Below are 22,358 nucleotides of genomic sequence, written 5' to 3'. Positions count from 1 at the left end.
GGTGGATCGACAGCGGCAACGACGGCAGGCCGGGAGGCATGGGCATGAGCCGGCAACTGGTGGGTGAACTGATTTCCGAGGCGATCGCGATGCTGATCATTATCGCCTTCGGCTGTTCGGTGGCGTGCATGTACGTGCTCTACGACCCCAGCCCCTACCAGCACGCCTACTGGGGCGTGTGCATCGCCTGGGGCCTGGCGGTGACCATCGCCATCTACGTCACCGGCTCGGTGTCCGGCACTCACGCCAATCCGGCGGTGACCCTGGCGCTGGCGCTGTATCGCGGGTTTCCCTGGCCCAAGGTGCTGCCGTACTGGGTGGCGCAGGTGATCGGTGCGTTTCTCGGCGCGTGGATCGTCTACCTGCTGTTCGCGCCAGTGATCGACCACTACAACCAGGCCCAGCATCTCACCCGCGCCGGCGGCGGCGCGGCCGGGGTGTTCTTCACCGCGCCCGGCCTGGCGATCACGCCGATGCACGCGCTGCGCGACCAGGTGATCCTGACCGCGTTCCTGATCTTCGGCATCTTCGCCATCACCGAGCGCTACAACGAGGCCGCTCCCACCGCCAACTCCGGTGCGCTGATCATCGGCCTGCTGGTTGCCACCATCGGCGCCTCGATGGGCTATCTGGAAGCCTGGGCGATCAATCCGGCCCGCGATTTCGGCCCGCGCCTGTTCGCCTACGTCGCCGGCTGGGGCTCCTCGGCGCTGCCGTCGGCCGACAACTACTGGTGGATCCCGATCGTCGGCCCGCTGATCGGCGGCGTGATCGGCGGTGCCGCCTACCAGTGGCTGATCTATCCGTTCCTGCCAGCGCGGGTGAAAGCGCTGGAAGAAGAACAGGCCACTGCGCGCCGCGGCTAGCGCACCGGCAGCGCGTTCGTTTCCGCGCGCGGCGTGCGCGCCTCCCTAATTCCCCGTTGGCGTCGCGCCCGTGCGCGCGGCGTGCATCCCGCAGGAGTCTCCGATGGAAAAGCAGTTCATCCTGGCCATCGACCAGGGCACCACCAGTTCGCGCGCGATCCTGTTCGACCGCCAGGGTCGCATCGTCGGCATGGCCCAGCGCGAGTTCTCGCAGATCTTCCCGCAGCCGGGCTGGGTCGAGCACAACCCGCGCGAGATCATGACCAGCGTCTACACCACGATCACCGAACTGCTCAACAACCATCAGGTGGACGCCAGCGCCATCGCCGGCATCGGCATCACCAACCAGCGCGAGACCGCGGTGGTGTGGGATCGTGCCACCGGCCAGCCGATCTACAACGCCATCGTCTGGCAGTCGCGGCAGACCAAGGACATCTGCGACCAGCTCAAGGCCGACGGCCACGAGGACATGGTGCGGGCCAAGACCGGCCTGCTGATCGATGCGTACTTCTCCGGCACCAAGGTCAAGTGGATCCTCGATCACGTCGACGGCGCGCGCGAACGCGCGCAGCGCGGCGAGCTGGCCTTCGGCACCATCGACAGCTGGCTGATCTGGAACCTCACCGGCGGCAAGGTCCACGTCACCGACTACACCAACGCCTCGCGCACGCTGCTGTACAACATCCACGAGCTGCGCTGGGACGAGGAACTGCTGCAACTGCTCGACATCCCCGCCTCGATGCTGCCGGAGGTGCGCTCGTCCAGCGAGATCTACGGCAACACCCAGGGCCAGTATTTCTACGGCCATGCGGTGCCCATCGCCGGCATCGCCGGCGACCAGCAGGCGGCGCTGTTCGGCCAGGCCTGCTTCGAGCCGGGCATGGCCAAGAACACCTACGGCACCGGCTGTTTCATGCTGATGAACACCGGTGAGAAGGCGGTGGCGTCGAAGAACGGCCTGCTCACCACCATCGCCTGGGGCGTGGACGGCAAGGTCGAGTACGCGCTGGAAGGCGCGATCTTCGTCGCCGGTTCGGTGGTGCAGTGGCTGCGCGACGGCCTGCGCATGCTCGGCAAGGCCAGCGACTCGCAGGCCTACGCCGAGCGCGCCGGCGACAACGACGGCGTGTACTTCGTACCGGCCTTCGTCGGCCTGGGCGCGCCGTACTGGCGCAGCGACATCCGAGGCGCGGTGTTCGGCCTGACCCGCGGCACCACCAAGGAACACTTCATCCGCGCCGCGATCGAGTCGATGGCCTACCAGACCCGCGACGTGCTGACCGCGATGCAGGTCGATTCGGGCATCGAACTGAAGGAACTGCGCGCCGACGGCGGCGCCATCGCCAACGACTTCATGGCGCAGTTCCAGAGCGACATCCTGGACGTGCCGGTGCTGCGTCCGGAGGTGGCCGAGACCACCGCGCTGGGCGCGGCCTACCTGGCCGGCCTGGCCACCGGCTTCTGGAAGAACCGCGCCGAGATCGCGCAACAATGGGCGGTGGACCGGCGCTTCGAGCCGGACATGCCGGCCGAGCGCCGCGAAGCGCTGTATGCCGGCTGGCAGCAGGCGGTGGAGGCGACGATGGGGTTCCGGATTCGTTGAGGCGGTCGCGCAGTGCAGTCGGGGGCTGCGTCCGCTCCTTTGCATCTGTGGGCCGAGGCGTTGTTCGTCGCTGCGACTGCCGAAGGCGGCAGTCGCCAGCCGCCGCACCGAACCTGGTGGGCGTCAGCGGTGATGCCGCTGCGACACGCGAAACCGAAAGCCGACGGACACCTTCCGTCGTCGGGACTGAAGTCCCTCCCACAAGGGTGCCTTTCCCACAAGGTGCCCTGCCCCTTCCCTGTGCGAGCGGCTTCCGCCGCGCCGGGCGCTCTCGCGAAAGGCCGCTCGCCGTCGTTCAAACGCGGCTGCGGCCGAGCCTGCGCGCACTCCCGGCAACGGCGAAGGATTCAGACGTACTGCGTCGGCCGACGCGGACCCGGAACCGGGGCGTCGACGTCGCCAACCGGGTCCTGGATCGGCGGAATGGTCGGATCGGTCGGCTGGTCGGGGATCGGATCGATCGGGCGGTCCGGGGTCGGATCCACGCCCGGATTCGGGACGTGGCCCGGCACCTCGTTCGGTGGCTGCTGCGGGTCCTGGCCGGGATTGGGGGATTGCATATGCATGAGCCTCTCCGTGCGATGGTGGTCCAGCGTGCGCGCCATGGCGGCGCGTGCGGGTGAAGCGCATGCCAAGGACGGATGAAAGACGGGCCGATGCGTGCGCCTTGCCATCGCGATTGGCACGCCCGCCGCTGGCGCGGACTCCGACGCTCCGGCATGCTGGCGCCGCATGCGCCACTACGACCTGGTCATCTTCGATTTCGACGGCACCCTGGCCGACTCGTTTCCCTGGTTCCTGGCGACCATCAACGGCGTCGCCGACGAATTCGGCTTCCGCCGCTTCGATGTGGCGCGGCTGGACGAGATCCGCAGCCTGAGCGCGCGCGAACTGATGGCGCGCAGCGGCCTGCGCTGGTGGCGGGTGCCGGCGGTGGCGCAACGCATGCGCGCGCTGATGAGTGCGCAGATCGAGCGCATCGCGCTGTTCGACGGCGTCGCCGACCTGCTCGCGCAACTGGCGCAGGCCGGCGTGCAGCTGGCCCTGGTCACGTCCAACAGCCACGCCAACGTCGCGCGCGTGCTCGGCCCCACATTGCTCGCGCAGTTTCGCGACGTGCGCTGCGGCGCGGCGGTATTGGGCAAGCGCCGCAAGCTGCGCGCCAGCCTGTGCGCCTGCAGTGTTTTCGCCGCGCGGGCGCTGTGCGTGGGCGACGAGATCCGCGATGCCGAGGCCGCGCGCCAGGCCGGCATCGCCTTCGCCGGCGTGGCCTGGGGCTACACCTTGCCGGCGGCCTTGCAGCCGCACACGCCGCTGCCGTTGCTGCAGCGGCCGGACGCGCTGCGGGCGCTGGTGCTGGGTACCGGTGCCTGCACGCAGTCGCGTCTGGCGCAGACAGGCGCGCGCGGCGCCTGCGCGGCCGTGGGCGGCGACGCATGACGTGGCTGCCCTATGTGGTCGCGGGCGTGATCACGGTCGTCTTCCTCGGCAGCGCCGCCCTGTCGATCGGCGCGCTGTATCGCATGGGGCGCAACCAGGTGACGGACCTGCTGGAGGCTTCGTTCCGCGAGCAGGCATTTCCGGGCGAGCACGGGCCGTTGCGTGGCAGCGACCTGACTGTGGTCAAGCGATCCAAGCAGACCATCGAGGGCAGCTACAGCCATGTGTATTCGATCGCACCGGGTGCCGCGCTGCAGACCGCCGATGCGTTCTGGTACTGCGTCGGGCCGGGACCGAGCTGGTTCCTGGCCATTCCGGTGGTGACGTCGGGCTTCGGCGAGGCGCAGGTGCATTGGATCGTGCGGCCGATGACCGAGGGGCGCATGCGCGTGGCGCTGCAGTTCGACCGCAAGGCGACCCGCCTGGCCTTCGCTGCGCGCTGAGTCCACCGACCCGAGCGAGGCAGCCAGGCGCGCACGGCGCGAAGGGACCTGTCGATCACGTCCTCGCGCCATCCCACTGTCCTCGGGGTGCCCGGTGGCATGCGCTGCCACCGACGGTGGGGAATCCAGCGGCGCACCGAGTGCCATCGGGCGAACGTCGGCCACGCCATGTGCCGGCTGGCTCGGCTGGCGCCGAGCGGATTTGCTGCGCTGCAGGTTGATTGTTCACTTGTGATTGCTATATTCATATGCGAACAGTCGCCGTGCCATCGCCATCCCGGGCGTGCATGCTGCGGCCTTCCTTCATCGCGCCCGACCCCGGGCAGAGGCGTGCCATGCGTGACCCCAGCAACTTCCGTCCCTCGCGCGTCCGTGGGCGATCCGCTGTGGCCATCGTTCCGGATGTGCGCGCATGGCGCTGAGCGCTGTCGCCGCCGACGCCGCCCTGGCGCCGCGCGCGCTGGGCCGCAGTGGCGTGCAGCTGTCCACCCTGGGCTTTGGCGCGGCGCCGATCGGCAATCTGTACGCCGAGGTGGACGATGCGGTGGCGCTGGCCGCGGTGGCCGACGCCTATGCCGCCGGCATCCGCCATTTCGACACCGCGCCGTACTACGGCTACGGACTGAGCGAGCAACGCCTGGGGCAGGGCCTGCGCGGGCTGCCGCGCGCCAGCTACACGCTCTCGACCAAGGTCGGCCGCTGCGTCTACGACGATGCCGAGGCCGCGCCGGGGCGCGATGGCTTCGCCGTGGCCGGGCGCCGCGCCGAATTCGACTACAGCCGCGACGGCGTGCTGCGTGCCTTCGAGTCCAGTTTGCAGCGGCTCGGCACCGATCACATCGATGTGCTGCTGCTGCACGACATCGGCCGCCTGACCCACGGCGAGCGCCATCCGGCGATGCTGCGGCAGGCGTTGGACGAGGCGCTGCCGACGATGGCAGCGCTGAAGGCGCAGGGCGCGTGCCGGGCGATCGGCATCGGCGTCAACGAGGAAGACGTGGCGGTGGAGCTGATGCCGCTGTTCCCGCTCGACTGCGTGATGCTGGCCGGCCGCTACACCTTGCTCGAACAGCACGCCGCGCAGCGGATCATGGCGCAGGCGCTGCAGCGGCAGGTCGGCATCCTGGTGGCCGGGCCGTACAGTTCCGGCCTGCTGAGCGATGCGCGCGGGCCGGGCGAGACCTACAACTACGCGCCGGTGGATCCGGCCACACTGCAGCACGCGCAGCGCCTGTTCGCGGCCTGCGCCGCGCACGGCGTGGACGTGGGCGCGGCGGCGCTGCAGTTCCCGCTCGCCCATCCGGCGGTGAGTGCGGTGGTCGCCGGCATGCGCACGCCGGCGGAAGTGGCCAGCGCCGCCACGCGCCTGCGTGCGGCGATTCCCGCGGCGCTGTGGCAACAACTGCGCGACGACGACCTGCTGCGCGCGCCGGTGCCGACGCCGTGACCATCATCGACGCCCATGTGCATTTCTGGCGCCTGGCGCGTGGCGACTATGCCTGGCTGACCCCGGAGCTGGGCGTGCTGTACCGCGATTACCAGCCCGAGGACCTGGCCGCGACGCTGGAGGCGCAGGGCGTGACCGCGCTGGTGGCAGTGCAGGCGGCGCAGAGCGAGGCGGAAACCTGCTATCTGCTGCAGTTGGCGCGGACCGAGCCGCGCATCGTCGGCGTGGTCGGCTGGGTGGATTTCGAGGCCGCCGACGTTGCCGCGCGCATCGCTGCGCTGTGCGCCGACGGCGCCGGCCTGCTCAAGGGGCTGCGGCCGATGGTGCAGGACCTGGCCGATCCGCAGTGGCTGGCGCGGCCGCAGCTGGATGCGGCGTTCGACGCGCTGCTGCAGCACGATCTGGCCTTCGATGCGCTGGTGCGTCCGCTGCACCTGCCGGCGCTGCTGGCACGGTTGCAGCGTCACCCGCAATTGCGCGTGGTGCTGGACCACGCCGCCAAGCCCGCCATCGGCGGTGCCGACTTCCGGGCCTGGGCCGATGGCGTGGCGCAACTGGCGCAGCACCCCAACGTGGTGTGCAAGCTGTCCGGCTTGCTCACCGAACTGCCGGCCGATGCCGCCCTCGACGCTCCGCTGCTGGCGCCCTACGTGGCGCACTTGTTCGCCTGCTTCGGCGCGCAGCGGCTGCTGTGGGGCAGCGACTGGCCGGTGCTGACCCAGCGCGCCGACTACGCCGCGTGGATGGCGCTGGCGCAGGCCTGGGTCGCGCAGCACGCCGTCGATGACGCCGAGGCCGTGTTCGCCGGCACTGCGCGGCGCGTCTATCGCCTGTCCGATCCGATTGCTTCCTCCCCCACCTGGAGTCCCGCCCCATGACCACCTTCGCGTGCATTTTCGGGAGCCGCGCATGAGCGGCCGTCTGCAAGGCAAGCGCTGCCTGATCACCGCCGCCGGCGCCGGCATCGGCCGCGAGAGCGCGCTGGCCTGCGCGCGCGAAGGGGCGCAGGTGCTGGCCACCGATATCGATGCCGCCGCGCTGCAGGCGCTGGCCGCCGAGGCCGACGGCATCGTCACGCAGACGCTGGACGTCACCGATCCCGCCGCGATCCAGGCGCTGGTGGCGGCGCAGCCGACCTTCGACGTGCTGTTCAACTGCGCCGGCTACGTGCACCAGGGCAGCATCCTCGATTGCGACGCGCCGGCGTGGAAGCGTTCGTTCGCGATCAACGTCGATGCGATGTACTACCTGTGCCAGGCGGTACTGCCGGGCATGCTCGCGCAGGGCCGCGGCAGCATCGTCAACATGTCCTCGGTGGCGTCCAGCATCAAGGGCGTGCCCAACCGCTTCGCCTACGGCGTGACCAAGGCGGCGGTGATCGGCCTTAGCAAGGCCATCGCCGCCGACTACGTGGCCAAGGGCATCCGCTGCAACGCGATCTGCCCGGGCACGATCAAGACGCCGTCGCTGGGCGAGCGGGTCAAGGCACTGGGCGGCGACGAGCAGGCGGTGTGGAAGAGCTTCACCGACCGCCAGCCGATGGGCCGCCTGGGCGACCCGCGCGAGATCGCGCAGCTGGTGGTGTACCTGGCCTCGGACGACTCCTCGTTCACCACCGGCCAGACCCACATCATCGACGGCGGCTGGTCGAACTGACCGCGCCTTCCCCTTCCTGACAGAGGACTTCCCATGAAACTGCTGCGTTACGGCGAACCCGGCCACGAACGCCCGGCCCTGCTCGATGCCGACGGCCACTTGCGCGATCTCTCGGCGGTGATCGACGACGTCGCCGGCGAGCATCTCACCGCCGCCGGCCTGGCCAGGTTGCGCGCGCTCGATCCGACCACGCTGCCGCAGGTGGACGGCGAGGTGCGCTACGGCGCCGCCGTGGGCCGCGTCGGCAAGTTCATCTGCGTCGGACTGAACTACGCCGACCATGCCGCCGAGTCGGGCATGGCGGTGCCGGAGATGCCGGTGCTGTTCATGAAGGCCACCAGCGCGATCAGCGGCCCCAACGACACCGTGACCATTCCGCGCGGTTCGCTCAAGACCGACTGGGAAGTGGAGCTGGGCGTGGTGATCGGCGATACCGCGCGCGACGTGTCGGTGGACGAGGCGCTGGCGCACGTCGCCGGCTATGCGGTGATCAACGACCTGTCCGAGCGCGCGTTCCAGCTCGAGCACGGCGGGCAGTGGGTGAAGGGCAAGAGCTGCGACGGCTTCGGCCCGATCGGCCCGTGGCTGGTCACCGCCGACGAGGTGCCGGACCCGCAGAACCTGTCGATGTGGCTGGAGGTCAACGGTCATCGCTACCAGAACGGCAGCACCCGCACGATGGTGTTCGGCGTGGCCGAGCTGGTCAGCCACATCAGCCGCTACATGACGCTGTTGCCGGGCGACGTGATCAGCACCGGCACGCCGCCGGGCGTGGGCCTGGGGCAGAAGCCGCAGGTGTACCTGAAGCCGGGCGACGTGATGCGGCTGGGCATCGAAGGCCTGGGCGAGCAACGCCAGGCCGTGGTCGCGCATCCGCGCGACGCGCAATAAGTAACGCCGCGAGATGCAAAGCCCCTCTCCCCTCGGGAGAGGGGTTGGGGTGAGGGTACGGGGCGAAGCCACCTCGCATTGCACGTGGCTTTCGCTTCCGCGCGAGCGCCACATCCGCGTGCTGCTACTTCGTTCTTGTTTCACGAGGGCGGCGACAGCCATGCACTGACGCACCCTCACCCCAACCCCTCTCCCGGGGGGAGAGGGGCTGTTTCACCGCTTTTTTTGACTTTCCCACCGCCTCACCGACCAGGATCCCCATGAGCAAAATCGTCGCGCTCGAGACCTTCGACGTCCGTTTCCCCACCTCGCGCGAACTGGACGGTTCCGATGCGATGAATCCGGATCCGGATTATTCGGCCGCCTATCTGCGCCTGCGTACCGATGCCGACGACGGCCTCGCCGGCTACGGCCTGGCCTTCACCATCGGCCGCGGCAACGACGTGCAGAGCGCGGCGGTGGCGGCGCTGGCGCATCACGTGGTCGGCCGCGACGTGGAGACGGTGATCGGCGACCTGGGCGGGTTCGCGCGCAGCCTCACCGACGACTCGCAGCTGCGCTGGCTGGGGCCGGAGAAGGGCGTGATGCACATGGCCATCGGCGCCGTGGTCAACGCCGCCTGGGACATGGCCGCGCGCCGCGCCGGCAAGCCGCTGTGGCGCTTCATCGCCGAGCTGTCGCCGGAGCAACTGGTGGCCGCGATCGACTTCCGCTACCTCAGCGACGCGCTGACCCCGGACGAGGCGCTGGCCATGTTGCGCGATGCCGAACCGCTGCGCGACGAGCGTATCCAGACCCTGATCGAACAGGGCTATCCGGCCTACACCACCTCGCCCGGCTGGCTCGGCTATTCCGACGAGAAGCTGGTGCGCCTGGCCAAGGAAGCGGTGGCCGATGGCTTCCGCACCATCAAGCTCAAGGTCGGCGCCAACGTGGAGGACGACATCCGCCGCTGCCGCCTGGCGCGCGCCGCGATCGGCCCGGACATCGCCATGGCGGTGGACGCCAACCAGCGTTGGGACGTGGGCCCGGCGATCGCCTGGATGCGCCAGCTCGCCGAATTCGACATCGCCTGGATCGAGGAGCCGACCAGCCCCGACGACGTGCTCGGCCACGCCGCGATCCGCCGCGGCATCGCCCCGGTGCCGGTGTCCACCGGCGAGCACACCCAGAACCGGGTGGTGTTCAAGCAGTTGCTGCAGGCCGGCGCGGTGGACCTGATCCAGATCGACGCCGCGCGCGTGGGCGGCGTCAACGAGAACCTGGCGATCCTGTTGCTGGCGGCCAAGTTCGGCGTGCGCGTGTTCCCGCATGCCGGCGGCGTGGGCCTGTGCGAACTGGTGCAACACCTGGCGATGGCCGATTTCGTCGCCATCACCGGCAAGATGGAAGACCGCGCGATCGAGTTCGTCGACCACCTGCACCAGCACTTCGTCGATCCGGTGCGGATCGTCCACGGCCGCTATCTGGCGCCGACCACGCCGGGCTTCTCGGCCGAGATGCATGCCGCCTCGGTCACCCAGTTCCTGTATCCGGACGGCCCGTTCTGGAGCGCGGATCTGGCCGCGCAGGGCGGCTGACGCCAGCGACCTTGGTGCGCTTCCGCCGAAGGAAGCGCGCCGGTTGCGGTGGTTGCCAGTGCATCTGTCGCGGCTGAAGCCGCTCCTGCGACGGCGGCGGCAGCGGTGCTGGATCGCTCGCTGTGGGAGCGACTTCAGTCGCGACGCACGAACCTGTGCACGCACCAGTTTCGGCAGCGCTCGGGACTGAAGTCCCTCCCACACACGACACACAGCATCCGCCGCGCCTGCCGCGACCTCTGCAACCGCACCTGCCGCACTCTCTGCAACCGTAGAAGCGGCTTCAGCCGCGACGAGCGAAGCGGTAAACCAACCGGTCTCGCGCGCGCTCGGCACCCGCCTTCCAACACACGCATACGCCCACGCAATACCTCAGCCCGTGCCGTTGCGCTCCTGCGCGGCCAGCGCCGCCTGCAAGGAAAAGATCTGCAGCGCTTCGCGCCATTTCTCGCCGGGCGCCGAACCGGGTAGGGGTTTCTGGAAGCGCCACATCAACTCCTCCCACGCCTGCACGCGCGGATCGGCGGCGTCGGCGGCGGCCTTGGCGGCGGGCGAATAGTCCTCGTCCACCTCCATCAGCATCACCAGGCGGTCGCCGCAGCGGTGGATGTCCAGCTCGCGGATGCCGGCGGCGCGCAGCGAGGCGACGATCTCCGGCCACACGGTGTCGGGCCGGTGCCAGCGTTCGTATTCGGCGATCAGCGCCGGGTCGTCGTGCAGGTCCAGCAGGTAGCAATGGCGCGGCATGGTTCAGGCTCCGCGGGCAGAGGGAAGGGGCGCCACGCGGTTTCGCGCCGCATGCAGCGCGAAACCGAGGATCACCGCGAAGCCGATCGCAGGCACCGCCAGCGCCCAGTGGATGCCAGCGTGGTCCGACACCGCGCCCATCACCGCTGTCAACGCGGCGCCGCCGATGATCGCCATGACGATCAGCGAGGCGCCCAGCTTGCGCGCGTCGTCGTCCAGTCCGTCCAGGCCCAGGGCGAAGATGGTCGGGAACATCACCGACATGAACAGGCTGCTGGCGACCAGCGCATACAGGCCGATCCAGCCCGGCAGCGCCACCGCCACCGCGCACAGCAGCAGGTTGAGCAGGGCGAACACGCCCAGCAGCCGTGCCGGCGCCAGGAAGCGCAGCAGCGCGGTGCCGATGAAGCGGCCGGCCATGAACAGCACCAGCGACAGGGTGAGGAAATCGGCGGCGGTCTTCTCCGGGGTGCCGGGCACGCCGTCCTGCAGGTAGCGGATCAGGTAGCTCCAGATGCCCACCTGCGCGCCGACGTAGAAGAACTGCGCGATCACCGCGAACACGAAGCGGCCATTGCGCCGCAACTGGCCGAAGCCGCCTGCGCGCGCGCCATCGCCACCGGCGCGGGTGGCGGGGAAGCGGGTCAGACCGATCAGCAGCGCCCACAGCAGCACCACCGCACCGATGATCAGGTACGGCGTCTGCACCGCCAGCGACTCGGTGGCGAAGAAGGCCTCGCGCGCGGCCGGCGCCATCGCCGCCAGTTCCTGTGGCGTGTGCTCCACGCCGGAGAGGATGAAGTGCTGGCCGACCAGGATGCCGGTGATCGAACCCAGCGGATTGAACGCCTGCGCCAGATTCAGCCGCCGCGCCGCGCCCTCGGCGGGGCCGAGCACGGTGACCAGCGGGTTGGCGGTGGTTTCCAGGAAGGCCAGACCGCTGGCGATGACGAACAGCGCCAGCAGGAACAGCCAGTAGGTGTGCACCTGCGCGGCGGGGTAGAACAGGAACGCGCCGACCGCGTACAGCAGCAGGCCCAGCACCACCGCGGCCTTGTAGCTGTAGCGCCGCATGAACATCGCCGCCGGGATCGCGAACACGAAGTAGCCCAGGTAGAACGCGCTCTGCACCAGTCCTGCCTGCAGGTCGCTCAGCTCGAAGGCCTTCTTGAACTGCTTGATCAGGATGTCGTTGAGGTTGTTCGCCATGCCCCAGAGGAAGAACAGGCTGACGATCAGGACCAACGGCGCAAGCGCGGTCCGGGTGAGACTGGCGGACGCCGGTGTGGCGGATTCGCTGCTGTAGTGCATTGCCGCCTACCCCTCCCAAGGTGTGCCGCGTCGCGTTCGGATTGTCGGCGGAGCGTACTGCGCCGGCGAGTGCCATGCAAATATAAAATTTGAGTTCATATGTGGATTGCAATGCAGCATCGACGCGTGGGCTGCGGGGTCCCAGGCGGTGCGAGCCGGCGCGGCCTCCCTGTACCCTAGTCCTCTTCACCTGCTGCCGGGCCCTCGACGGAATGACCACCCCCTTGCCCAAGTACCGCGCGCCCGCCCTGGACAAGGGGCTGGACATCCTGGAACTGCTGGCGCGCGACGGGCGGCCGATGAGCATGGGCGAGATCTCGCAGGGCATCGGCCGTTCGCGCGGCGAGATCTTCCGCATGCTGCAGGTGCTGGAAGAGCGCGGCTACCTGACCCGCACCGCGGGCGAGGGCGGCTACACGCTGACCAACCGCCTGTTCATGCTCGGCATGCAGCAGCCGCGGGTGCAGAACGTCACCGAAGTGGCGCTGCCGGTGATGCGCGCGCTGGCCGACGCGATCCGTCAGCCTTGCCACCTGGTGGCGCCGTCGGACGACCAGATCGTGGTCATCGCGCAGATGGACGTGCCCAGCGACCTCGGTCTGGTGGTGCGCCCCGGCCACCGCCGCCCGTTCGCGCATTCCACCTCCGGCCTGGTGCTGTTCGCGTTCCAGCCGGCCGACGCGCAGGCACAGTTGCTGCAGCGCCTGGACGCCAGCGAGGTGGCCTACGACCGCGCCGCGTTCCTGGCCGCGGCGCAGGAAGTGCACGCGCTGGGCTACAGCATCCACCCCAGCGAGGCGGTGGTCGGCGTGATCGACCTCACCGCGCCGATCCTGCAGCACGGCGTCGCCCGCTACACCCTGACCGTGCCCTTCATCGAACGTCGCCCGCAACCGATCGACGCGCAGGCGGCGATGCGCGCGGTGTGCGATGCCGCGGCGCAGATCAGTGCGGCGTTGGCGTAGGTGCCGTGACCACCATCTGCCGATATGCCGTGGTGCGTCTCTTCCCACAGCGAGTGCGTTCGCGTCCCGTTTCGCGTGCGGACAAGGGCCGGCGCGACCAGCGGATGCATGTTTCGCTGCGCAGCGGTCGTGATAGTCGCGTGACTGAGGGCGAGTGATGGCGAACGCGGTCTTCTATCTGTTCGCCGCGATCGCGGCGCTGCTGGCTGTATGCCTCCATCGGTACAACAAGCGCCGCATGGACGCCCTGCTGATGGCGTCGTTTCGTCAGCTGTCCTTCACCAGCGACGACGTCGCCTTGTGCGGTGCGGATCTGCAGGTGGTGAAGAAGGCGCAACAGTTCATCCGCACGACGCAGCAGTTGTCGGTCTTGCCCGATAGCCCAGTCGTCAATCAAGGCGATGCGTTCTGGTACTGCCGCGGCCCCGGCGCGAGCTGGTTCCTGGCGATTCCCACAGTGATGTCGCGTGGCGGCAAACTGGAGGTGACTTGGGTCGTGCGCCCCCTCACAGAGCAGCGCATGCGTGCCGCCCTGCAGTTCGACCATAAGGCCTGCCGGCGTGCGTTTGGCGAGCCGGACGCATCCTGAGCATCATGACAAACCGCGTGGCGGGTCGAAGACCGATGCGATGCCGCGGTGCAGATCAGCGCGGCGGCGGCGTAAATATCGCGCGCTTGGCGATTCCGGCGCTGGGGATGCCCTGATGGCGTGTACGAGAACCGAGCGGGGATCGTCCGCGCGATCGCGATCCGTGGCATGCTCAACGCTCGGTGACGGTGCTGGGGGGCACGGTCCATGCGGTACCACCTCCTTGCATTAATGTAGAAGAGCGCTTGGGCAGGCAATGACGTGGTTTTGCCTGACAATTCATTCAAGCCGAAGCCGCTTCGCGGCTCGGCGCAATTCTGGTGTCAGGCATCAGTGACAGTTCTTGCGCCAATGTGGTTTCCAGTCGCCTATGCCGCGATTGCTGGCTATGTGATGTGGGAGCGCCGCCGAGACTTCGCTCGCAGCCCGAAGAAGGCGCATCGCTACAGGCTACTGCCTTGGCCCTACAAGGCAGGCTGTTGGTTAGGGGTCATTCCGCTCTGCGTCTCCGGAGTATGCGTGCATCCTGCGCTCTTTCTGCTTGGGTTTGTTGGCATGTTTCTCTTGGAGGCCGCGTGCGTGCGCTGGTATCGGCGAAATGGGCTTTGGTAGCGTGAAGCTCGATAATTCATCCAGGTCAAAGCCGCTTCGTGGCTCTGCTCAATTCAAACGGTAGGGCGCATGTTCAAGTTCAACCCAATTCCGAAGTTCGGTTTGCTGGGTCTGGTCCTGCCTTTTGCCTATCTCCTCGCCATTTCGTGGCAAGATCGCGCCAAGGATTTTTGCCTTACGGGTGAGGAAATGTACTGGCCCGAGAAGCTCTTCGTGCTGATGTGTGTTGCACCAGTGATCGCTACCTGGTTTCTTGGCATTTATCGAGCACACCTTGCTGGTAGCTGGCGTTGGTTCGTAGGCTGCTTCATCTGCTGGCCGCTTTCTTTTGTCTACACCTTGTTGGTAAATCGGGGCGAATCCCCCTGATCAGGCAATCAAGTCGACGTGTCTACGGCACGCGGCTCATGTTCGGCATTCGCCGCCTGGCCCGTCTACGGACATGCAGCGCTGGGGAGAAGTCCTGACCGACATGCCGCCACCGGTGCGTCGACCACGCGAAGCATCCCCCGTGCCGCTGTTCTCGCGCTGCACTCGCCGAGCACGCGGCAAGGTCAGCGAATGCCTGCGTCTGCGCTGCATGCCCACATATGCGCTACACCGCTGGAATGCGCGCCCACGGTGCACGTGACTCGATCCCCAGCCTGATCACGCAGTCGCTGCGCGTGCGCGCAAAGCGTTGACCTGTGCGCCACCGCTGCGCAGCCTGCAGGGAACACGACGACATGGACACACGGCATGGCACGGCGGTTTCCCTGGAGTTGGTTGGCGGTGCTGGCGGCATGCGCGTTGGTGCTGGTGCTGGCCTGGCAGAACCGTGGTCTGCGCGAGGAACGGCGCTGGTTCGTCACCCGCACCACCGAACCGTATTTGGGTATGTACGTGCCGCGCATCGCCGCTACCGCCTTGGACGGTGCGCCGCTGACGCTGGGTGAGCCGGCGGCCGAGCGGCAGGTCCTGTTCTTCTTCACCACCACCTGCCCGTACTGCAAGCGCTCGGCGCCGCAGATGGTGCAGGCCGCGCAGCGTCTGGCCGCGCAGCAGCCCGACGTGCAGGTGCTGGGCGTGTGCCAGTGCAGCCCCGCGCAGGCGCAGCGCTACGCCGCCGAGCACGGCTTTACGTTTCCGGTGACCACGTTGACCGACCGCCGCGCGCTGATGCTGTTCCGCGCGCGCAACGTGCCGACGCTGCTGGCGCTGGACCACGAAGGACGTGTGCGCTATGCGCGCGTCGGCGTCTTCGATACCACGGAGCGGATGCAGGACCTGATGGCCGCAGTGCGCCGCACGGACGCGCCGCCGGCCTTGGCAACCATCGAGGAGTAAGCCATGAAACAGCGTTGGACAGCGTTACGCAACGGGATGCTTGCGGCCGTGTTCCTGGCCAGCATGGGCTTCGGCGCGGTGCAGGCGACCGCCGGCGACGGTATCGAGAAGGAGGCGGCCTGCAGCGCCTGGGCCTGCCAGCAGGAGTGCGCACCGTTCGGCGGCGAGTTGGGGCCGGGCGGGCCCGGAAAGCCGCTGGTCTGCTACTGCTGCGGCTGAGCCGTGTCCGGAGCCGGTCGCACCAGGCCGGCTCCGGCATCGGGGGGCGATGGCGGCGATCAGCGATCGCAGTGAGCATCTGCCGCGGTGCGACTCCGTCATCACTCCGCCAACCTGCAAGTCGCTCCCGGTACGTGCGATTGCGCCCTGCATCCTGGCCAGCCGCCGCCGATTCACGCAGGTTTGCGCGCTGGCTGGGCATGGTGGAGCGCAGACCAACCAGGAGCGTTTCATGACCTCACCTCTTCATCCCGTCCGCCTGTCCCTGTTCGCGGCGCTCACTGCCGTGGCGCTGAGCGGCTGCGGCAAGCCCGGCGACCAGGCCTCGCGCACCGCACCGGCCACCTCGCCGGAGCCCACCGCCGCGCCGGTCGGTGGCGAAAGCGGGCGCGCACCGATCGGCGGCGACGCCTCGGCCAAGGCGATGCTGCAGGTGCTGGAGGGTAACGTGGTGGCGCTGTCGAAGCAGGCGCTGTCGCGCAACGTCAGCAAGACCGTGGCCGACTTCGCCCGCGAGACCATCGCCGTGCACCACGACGCCGACCCGGCCACGGCCGGCAAGGGTGGCCCCGGCGATGCGGAGAAGATCGACGCGCAGGTGGCCAAGGGCCGCGCGCAGCTGCAGGCGCTGGGCGACGAGAAGGACGACTCCGCCTACATGAACGCCTACGCGGCGGCGATGGTGAGGCAGTACTCCGACGCGCTGTCGGTGATCGATGCCGAGCTGGTGCCGGCGGCCAAGGAAGACGCCACCCGCCAGGAACTGCAGCAGGCGCGCAAGCGCATCGCCGAGCAACTGGAGCGCGCGCAGGCGCTGGCCTCGGCGCGCTACTGAGCACCTGGCCCCTCTCCCGTTGGGGCGACAGGGCGCGGCCTGCGCGCCACTGGCGCGCGCACCTGGAGCGCCCGCGCCGCAAGCGCGGGCCGGGGCGCGGAGCGGGGGGTAGGGTGAGGGGACGGCGCCAAGCGACTCGCAGAATTGGAGGGTACGAGGCTGGGAACGCGGCGTCCTCTCGCATCGGCGACACGCCCTAGCCGTCGGCGCCGACCGCGCGCGACGCCGGCCGTTCCTCGCGCCCATCGGGATGTCGCGCGAAGCGGGTCGGGTCGCTGCCGTGCACCGGCGCCTCGTCCCGCCATGGCCAGCCGCCGAACTGGGTGCGGCGATAGTCGGCCATGGCCTGGGCGATCTCGGCCTGCGTATTCATCACGAACGGACCGTGTTGCGCCACCGGTTCGGCGATCGGTCGGCCTTGCAGCACCAGGAACTCGCTCGCCTCGCCGTCGCCATTGACCAACTCGACCGCCTGATCGGCGCGCAGCTCGATCGCCGCGTGGCGGGTCACCGGGCGCCCGCCCACCGTCACCGCTGCGCCCTTGAAGAAGTACAGGCTGCGGCGCGTGCCGCGTCCTTGCGCGGCGGGCAGGGTCCAGCGTGCGCCGGGTGCCATGCGGATCGTCCAGATGGCCACATCGGCATCGTCCTGCGCGGCCCACGAATCCGGTGGCGGCGCGAGCGGGCCGCTGGCGCTGCCGGGCGCGGCGTCGACCGGGCCGATGCGGCCGGCCACGCAGGCCACCTCGGTGGTGCGGCCGGCATCGTCGGTGGCGGTGAAGCGCGGCAGGTCTTCCGACCAGAACATGGTGAAGTGCGGCGCAGCCAGCTTGTTGCGCGCCGGCAGGTTGAGCCAGATCTGGAACAGCTCCAGCGGGTTGGGTGCGGCCGTGTCCAGCAGCGGGAACATCTCCGAATGGACGATGCCCGCGCCGGCCGTCACCCACTGCACGTCGCCGGCGCCGAAGCGCGCCGCCGCACCGAGCGAATCGGCATGGTCGATCAGGCCCTTGCGCACGATGGTCACGGTCTCGAAGCCACGGTGCGGATGACCGGGAAAGCCGGGAATCTCCTCGCCGTGATACATGCTCCAGCCGTCCTTGCGGCTGAAGTCCTGGCCGATGGCGCGGCCATGCAGGGACGCCGCCGGCCCCATCGCACCGTTGCCGGCGGGGTAGGCATCGTCGTGGTAGACGCAGAACAGGAACGGGTCGATCGTGTCCCAAGGGAAGCCAAGCGGCTTGATCTGGACGATGGGGTCGGTCATGGAGAGATCCTTCATGCGAACGCCGCCCAAGATTGGACGCGGCAACCTTCACGATATGGGGCGATGCCGACGGAACGGAAGGCCGCTCCGAGAGACATCCTGTCCCGCACGGGAAACGCTGGGATGCGCCGCCGCCGCGTCCATAGCGAGGGCGCAGGCGCGGTGACCGCGTTGCATGCGCCGAGCGAGCGAACCCGGCAGTCAACGGCATGCACTGAATGCCTGCCGGGGCGCAACCGCTGATCTGCGCCCGCACGACCGGTGCGTCATCGGACTGTCATCGACGGCGACCAGCATCGCAGCCTTTCCAAATCCGCTGGTCGCCGATGGCGCCGGCATTGCGAGTGGCTGGTGCGTTCCGAACCCCTGCCGGCGTTGTCGCGGCTGTTCCTGCAATGGCGGCCGTCGCTGAGCCGCTATTTCCGCAAGCGCCGCGCCGCGGCCTGGGATGCCGACGACCTGTTGCAGGAAGTGTGGCTGCGGCTGCAGCGCAGCGAGGCGCATGCGCCGGAGATCGCCAATCCCGAAGCCTACCTGTTCACCATCGCCGCCAACCTGATGCGCGAGCACGCGCTGCTGCACCAGCGCAACAGCCAGCGCGACACCTGCCTGGACGATGTGCTGGAGCGGCTGGCGGTGCCCTGCGAAGCCGATGCGCAGGTGCACCGCGCGCAGCGCCGGCAGCGCCTGGCCGAGCTGATGGCACGGCTGCCGCCGAAGTGTCGCGCGGCGATGACGCTGCGCTACCGCGACGAACTGGGCTACCAGGAAATCGCCGAGCAACTGCAGATCTCCAGCCACATGGTCAAGAAATACATCATCAAGGGCCTGGCGGTGTGCCGGCAGGGCATGGCGCGCTATGCGTGAGGATCCGCAGCGCGTCGCCGAGGCGGCCGCGGACTGGTACCTGGCGCAGCGCGAGACCGCGCTGCCGCCAGCGCGGCAGGCCGAGTTCCTGGCCTGGCTGCGGCACTCGCCGGCGCACGTGGCCGCCTATTTCGACATCGCGCGGATGCACGCCGACCTGCCGTCCGCGGCGCAGGCGCAGCAGGCCAGCAGTGCGCAGCTGCGCGCGCATGCCTTGCGCAGCGGGGCGGTGGTGGTGCCGTTGCGCCCGGATGTGGACACGCCGACGTCGGTGCCCCACCCGCGTCGTGTCCTGCCACGGCGCAGGCGCTGGCCGTTGGCGGCCGCCGCCGTGCTCGCGCTGGCCGCCGCGGGTGTGGCGCTGCGCCTGAGCGCGCCGGAGCAGGTGCCGGCGACGGTGTACGCAGCGCCATCGGACGCGCCGCGCAGCGTCGCGCTGGACGACGGCAGCGTGGTGCAACTGGAGCGCGGTGGCGCGATCGCGGTGCGCTACGGCACGCAGCGTCGCGACATCGCCCTGCTGCGCGGCAAGGCGGTGTTCGATCTCGGCCACGATCCGGCGCGGCCGCTGCGGGTCAGCGTCGGCGCGCTGGTGCTGCGCGACGTCGGCACCGTGTTCGGGGTCGACCCGCAGGCCGGCGGCGCCCGGGTCACCGTGCTGCAGGGGCGGGTGCAGGTGTCGCGCGATACCCCGGCGTGGTGGCGCCGCGGCGACCTGCCGTCGGAAGGAGCGACGCTGGCCGACCTGGGCGGCGGCCAGCAGGCGCGGGTGGATGCGCAGGGCCGCGTGCTGGCGCGGCGCGACCACGCCGACATCGCCGACGCCACTGCCTGGCTGCCGGCGCAGGTCGGCGTGCACGATCGCAGCCTGGGCGAAGTGGCGCGCCTGTTCAACGCCTACACCACGCAGCCGCTGCGCATCGCCGACCCGGCGCTGGCGGCGCGGCGGGTCAGCGGCGTGTTCCATCTGCGCGATCCGGAGGCCTTCGTCGCGTATCTCGGCAGCCTGCCGGACGTGCAGGTGCAGCGCGATGCGCACGCGGTGACCATCCGCCACGCACCGGCACCGCTGTAAGAAAAAATTCATGCAATCGACGGTAGCCGCACGGCGCACCGGGGCACTCCTAGGAAGCATGGCCGTCGCGCAGCACGCGCGGGCCCGCCCTTCCTCCCCTCCGGTGTGATCGTCATGCGCAAGCCTCTCGTCGTCTCCATCGCCCTGCTGTTGGGCTGCACGTCCTCGCTGCCGGCCTGGTCGGCGCCCGCCACCGCGGCCCAAGCCATCGCGCCCATGCCGCTGGCGCAGGCGCTGGACCAGTTCGCGCGCAGCAGCGGGCTGCAACTGATGTACGACCCGGCGCTGGCCGAAGGCCTGCGCAGCAGCGGCGCCCCGGCCGGCCTGGCGCCGCCGCAGCAGTTGCATGCCTTGCTCGCCGGCACCGGCCTGGACTACCGCATGCTGACGCCCGGCTCGGTCGCCATCGTGCGCAGCAGCGTCGCCGCCGCGCCTGCCGCCGCACCACGGGCGCCGCGCAGCGCCGCCCCGGCCCGTGCCGAGGTCGACGGCGAACACGACGGCCCGCGCGAACTGGCGCCGATCAACGTCACCGCCAACAGCGTCGACACGCTGGCGCCCAGCGCCGCGCCGCTGGAGGCGAGCCAGCCGACCTCGGTGATCGACGAGCGCTTCATCCGCGACGGCCTGCGCCTGAATTCCAACTACGACGACATCATCAAGTACGCGCCCAGCGTGGTCACTACTTCGCCGGAAGGCCCCGGCCTGGGCAAGAACGAAGGCGTCAGCATCCGCGGCTTCCAGGACGGCCAGTTCAACATCACCTTCGACGGCATTCCCTTCGGCGATGCCAGCGATCTGCACCACACCACCTCGGCCTACTTCAACAACCACGTGCTCGGCCAGGCCGAGATCGACCGCGGCCCCGGCGGCGGCGCCACCATCGGCAACGCCACCTTCGGCGGCACCCTGGCGCTGCGCACGCGCAATCCCAGCGAGGTCGACGGCGTGACCGTGTACGGCACCGGCGGCAGCTGGAACACCTGGGCCGGCGGCGTCAGCGCCGACGAGCACATCGGCAACACGCGCCTGTTCGCGGACCTGTCCAAGGAAGCCAGCGACACCTACCTCAAGGGCACCGACGACCGCCGCGAGCATGCCTTCCTCAAGACCGTCAGCGACCTCGGCGAGGCGACCACGCTGACCTTCGTCAGCAGTTACAACCAGGAGCACCAGAACACCGTGCAGGGCGCCACCCGCGCGCAGATCGCGCAGCATGGCTGGCGCTACGGCCTGGGCAACGATCCGACCCTGCAGAACTACACCGGCTACAACGCCGCGGCCTACTACTCCAGTTTCACCTACCTGGGCCTGAGCACGCGCCTGGGCGAGTGGGACCTGGACAACAAGGTCTACTACAACAGCTTCGACCACACCGCTTCCAAGACCAGCATCCCCACCAGCGAGAGCGCTGCCGACAACGGCGTGACCTTCTACAGCGCGACCGGCAAGAAGCTGTCCAAGGCCGCCAAGGACGTGCCGGGCAAGCTCTCGGACAACGACTTCCGCGCCTTCGGCGATGTGCTGCGTCTGGCGCGGGACCTCGGTCCGGGCCAGCTGCAGACCGGCGTGTGGGTGGAGCGCAACCTCGACGAGCGCCAGCAGTTGCCGGTGGACATGACGACCGGCGCGGCCAGCGGCACCAAGTACGGCCCGCTGTACAACTACAACCTGCACGACCGTACCGACACCCTGCAGCCGTACCTGCAGTACGACTGGAAGCTCAGCGACAGCCTGACCCTCAGTCCGGGCCTGCGCTACGCGCGGGTGCAGCGCCAACTCGATGCCGAACTCAACAAGAGCACCCCGCCGGCGCCAGCACACAGCGACGCCAGCTACGACGCCACGCTGCCGTCGCTGAGCCTGCACCAGAGCTTCAACGAGCACTGGAGCGGCTATGTGCAGGCCGCGCGCGGCTTCCTGGCGCCGCCGATCGACGTGATCGAACTCAACGGCGCCCGTGGCCTGCGCCCGGAGCTGACCAGCAACTACCAACTCGGCACCAGCTATGCCGCGCGCGGCCTGACCTTCGGCGCCGACGTCTACTACATCGACTTCAGCAACTACATCAGCCAGACCCTGATCAACACCGACAGCGGCACCGAGAGCGCCTTCGTCAACGGCGGCGGTGCGGTGTACCGCGGCGCCGAGGCCGAGGCCACCTACGCGCTGACGCCGATCCTGAGCCTGTACGCCAACGCCAGCTACAACGACGCCACCTACAAGCACAGCAGCACCCAGGTCGCCGGCACGCCGCGAGTAACCGCCGCCCTGGGCCTGCTGTACAACAGCGGCACCGGCTATTTCGGTTCGCTGATGGAGAAGGTGGTGGGCGCGCAGTACGGCGTGGACAACAGCACCGCGGCCAACGGCGCCACCGTGTTTAGCAACGACCAGCGCCTGGGCGGCTACGCCAGCCTGGATGCGGCGCTGGGCTACCGCAGCACGCACGGGCCCTACGGGTTGAAGGGCTACTCGATCAGCATGGACGTCAACAACCTGCTGAACCGGCATGCGCTGATCGGCTACGCCGGCACCCGCTCCTCCGACAACCAGCCGCTGTACTTCGGCCTGGCCGGGCGCGGCGTGTTCCTTGACCTGTCGCTGAAGTTCTGAGGC

The 22,358-nt window shown here is 69.2% G+C and carries 22 protein-coding genes; 18 read left to right on the top strand and 4 right to left on the bottom strand.

Features of this window, described 5'->3' with window-relative positions:
* Window positions 1–44 precede the first annotated feature (44 nt).
* Entirely contained in the window at window positions 45–866 is an 822-nt protein-coding gene (locus SLW52_RS11220; RefSeq protein WP_267093439.1) for an MIP/aquaporin family protein, read from the top strand.
* Window positions 867–969: 103 nt separating this feature from the next.
* Complete coding sequence (gene glpK / locus SLW52_RS11215) at window positions 970–2,469, top strand: glycerol kinase GlpK (RefSeq protein ID WP_153753140.1); 1,500 nt, start codon at window positions 970–972, stop codon at window positions 2,467–2,469.
* 347 nt (window positions 2,470–2,816) lie between these two features.
* Here glpK and SLW52_RS11210 read toward each other — a convergent pair whose 3' ends face one another.
* Window positions 2,817–3,035: a hypothetical protein gene (locus tag SLW52_RS11210; protein ID WP_267121865.1), complete on the bottom strand. Its 219-nt coding sequence runs from the start codon at window positions 3,033–3,035 to the stop codon at window positions 2,817–2,819.
* Window positions 3,036–3,201: 166 nt separating this feature from the next.
* On the opposite strand from SLW52_RS11210, the gene SLW52_RS11205 reads away from it, so the two are divergent.
* The 7 genes from SLW52_RS11205 (at window position 3,202) to SLW52_RS11175 (ending at window position 9,926) form a co-directional block, all read left to right on the top strand.
* Entirely contained in the window at window positions 3,202–3,909 is a 708-nt protein-coding gene (locus SLW52_RS11205) for an HAD-IA family hydrolase (protein WP_267121866.1), read from the top strand.
* Window positions 3,906–4,352, top strand: a complete 447-nt coding sequence (locus tag SLW52_RS11200) for a hypothetical protein (RefSeq protein ID WP_017910853.1) — start codon at window positions 3,906–3,908, stop codon at window positions 4,350–4,352. Before SLW52_RS11205 ends, SLW52_RS11200 begins: the two co-directional genes overlap by 4 nt.
* Window positions 4,353–4,764: 412 nt before the next feature.
* On the top strand, window positions 4,765–5,799 hold the full coding sequence (locus tag SLW52_RS11195) for an aldo/keto reductase (protein ID WP_267121867.1): 1,035 nt from the start codon (window positions 4,765–4,767) through the stop codon (window positions 5,797–5,799).
* On the top strand, window positions 5,796–6,677 hold the full coding sequence (locus tag SLW52_RS11190; RefSeq protein ID WP_267121868.1) for an amidohydrolase family protein: 882 nt from the start codon (window positions 5,796–5,798) through the stop codon (window positions 6,675–6,677). The genes SLW52_RS11195 and SLW52_RS11190 overlap by 4 nt, the downstream gene beginning before the upstream one ends.
* A 31-nt stretch (window positions 6,678–6,708) precedes the next feature.
* The gene (locus SLW52_RS11185) at window positions 6,709–7,455 is read left to right on the top strand and encodes an SDR family oxidoreductase (protein ID WP_017911554.1); all 747 of its coding nucleotides are present in this window, start codon (window positions 6,709–6,711) and stop codon (window positions 7,453–7,455) included.
* A 33-nt stretch (window positions 7,456–7,488) separates the two neighbouring features.
* Window positions 7,489–8,346 (top strand): fumarylacetoacetate hydrolase family protein, encoded by an 858-nt coding sequence (locus SLW52_RS11180; protein ID WP_295926255.1) that lies wholly within the window; start codon window positions 7,489–7,491, stop codon window positions 8,344–8,346.
* A 260-nt stretch (window positions 8,347–8,606) separates the two neighbouring features.
* Window positions 8,607–9,926, top strand: a complete 1,320-nt coding sequence (locus tag SLW52_RS11175; protein WP_267121870.1) for an L-fuconate dehydratase — start codon at window positions 8,607–8,609, stop codon at window positions 9,924–9,926.
* Window positions 9,927–10,298: 372 nt separating this feature from the next.
* On the opposite strand, the gene SLW52_RS11170 is transcribed toward SLW52_RS11175, so the two are convergent.
* Window positions 10,299–10,673, bottom strand: coding sequence for an L-rhamnose mutarotase (locus tag SLW52_RS11170; protein ID WP_017910859.1), 375 nt, complete (start codon window positions 10,671–10,673; stop codon window positions 10,299–10,301).
* 3 nt (window positions 10,674–10,676) lie between these two features.
* A complete protein-coding gene (gene fucP / locus SLW52_RS11165) occupies window positions 10,677–11,984 on the bottom strand; it encodes an L-fucose:H+ symporter permease (protein WP_017911550.1) in 1,308 nt (435 codons plus the stop codon).
* 212 nt (window positions 11,985–12,196) lie between these two features.
* On the opposite strand from fucP, the gene SLW52_RS11160 reads away from it, so the two are divergent.
* The 6 genes from SLW52_RS11160 to SLW52_RS11135 all read left to right on the top strand — a co-directional run bounded on the left by SLW52_RS11160 (window position 12,197) and on the right by SLW52_RS11135 (window position 16,530).
* Window positions 12,197–12,949 (top strand): IclR family transcriptional regulator, encoded by a 753-nt coding sequence (locus tag SLW52_RS11160; protein WP_017910861.1) that lies wholly within the window; start codon window positions 12,197–12,199, stop codon window positions 12,947–12,949.
* A 157-nt stretch (window positions 12,950–13,106) separates the two neighbouring features.
* Complete coding sequence (locus SLW52_RS11155) at window positions 13,107–13,538, top strand: hypothetical protein (RefSeq protein ID WP_295960409.1); 432 nt, start codon at window positions 13,107–13,109, stop codon at window positions 13,536–13,538.
* Between the two features lie 681 nt (window positions 13,539–14,219).
* Window positions 14,220–14,519: a hypothetical protein gene (locus tag SLW52_RS11150; RefSeq protein WP_043094458.1), complete on the top strand. Its 300-nt coding sequence runs from the start codon at window positions 14,220–14,222 to the stop codon at window positions 14,517–14,519.
* A 396-nt stretch (window positions 14,520–14,915) separates the two neighbouring features.
* Window positions 14,916–15,476, top strand: a complete 561-nt coding sequence (locus tag SLW52_RS11145; RefSeq protein WP_295960421.1) for a TlpA disulfide reductase family protein — start codon at window positions 14,916–14,918, stop codon at window positions 15,474–15,476.
* Between the two features lie 3 nt (window positions 15,477–15,479).
* Window positions 15,480–15,695, top strand: a complete 216-nt coding sequence (locus tag SLW52_RS11140) for a hypothetical protein (RefSeq protein WP_026143700.1) — start codon at window positions 15,480–15,482, stop codon at window positions 15,693–15,695.
* 232 nt (window positions 15,696–15,927) lie between these two features.
* Window positions 15,928–16,530, top strand: coding sequence for a DUF4142 domain-containing protein (locus SLW52_RS11135; RefSeq protein WP_279361733.1), 603 nt, complete (start codon window positions 15,928–15,930; stop codon window positions 16,528–16,530).
* A gap of 196 nt (window positions 16,531–16,726) precedes the next feature.
* Here the strand turns inward: SLW52_RS11135 and SLW52_RS11130 are convergent, their stop codons facing one another.
* Window positions 16,727–17,797: a pirin family protein gene (locus SLW52_RS11130; RefSeq protein WP_320695153.1), complete on the bottom strand. Its 1,071-nt coding sequence runs from the start codon at window positions 17,795–17,797 to the stop codon at window positions 16,727–16,729.
* Between the two features lie 351 nt (window positions 17,798–18,148).
* On the opposite strand from SLW52_RS11130, the gene SLW52_RS11125 reads away from it, so the two are divergent.
* The 3 genes from SLW52_RS11125 (at window position 18,149) to SLW52_RS11115 (ending at window position 22,355) form a co-directional block, all read left to right on the top strand.
* Window positions 18,149–18,664: a sigma-70 family RNA polymerase sigma factor gene (locus SLW52_RS11125; RefSeq protein WP_026143698.1), complete on the top strand. Its 516-nt coding sequence runs from the start codon at window positions 18,149–18,151 to the stop codon at window positions 18,662–18,664.
* Window positions 18,657–19,739 (top strand): FecR domain-containing protein, encoded by a 1,083-nt coding sequence (locus SLW52_RS11120; protein ID WP_320740125.1) that lies wholly within the window; start codon window positions 18,657–18,659, stop codon window positions 19,737–19,739. The genes SLW52_RS11125 and SLW52_RS11120 overlap by 8 nt, the downstream gene beginning before the upstream one ends.
* Before the next feature lie 114 nt (window positions 19,740–19,853).
* Window positions 19,854–22,355 (top strand): TonB-dependent receptor, encoded by a 2,502-nt coding sequence (locus tag SLW52_RS11115; RefSeq protein ID WP_320740127.1) that lies wholly within the window; start codon window positions 19,854–19,856, stop codon window positions 22,353–22,355.
* Window positions 22,356–22,358: the final 3 nt, after the last annotated feature.

This window comes from Xanthomonas sp. LF02-5 (assembly GCF_034105325.1).
Lineage (GTDB): Bacteria > Pseudomonadota > Gammaproteobacteria > Xanthomonadales > Xanthomonadaceae > Xanthomonas_A > Xanthomonas_A sontii.
The sequence above is the reverse complement of the archived record's forward strand: the minus strand, read 5'-3'. Positions and strand labels throughout refer to the sequence as shown.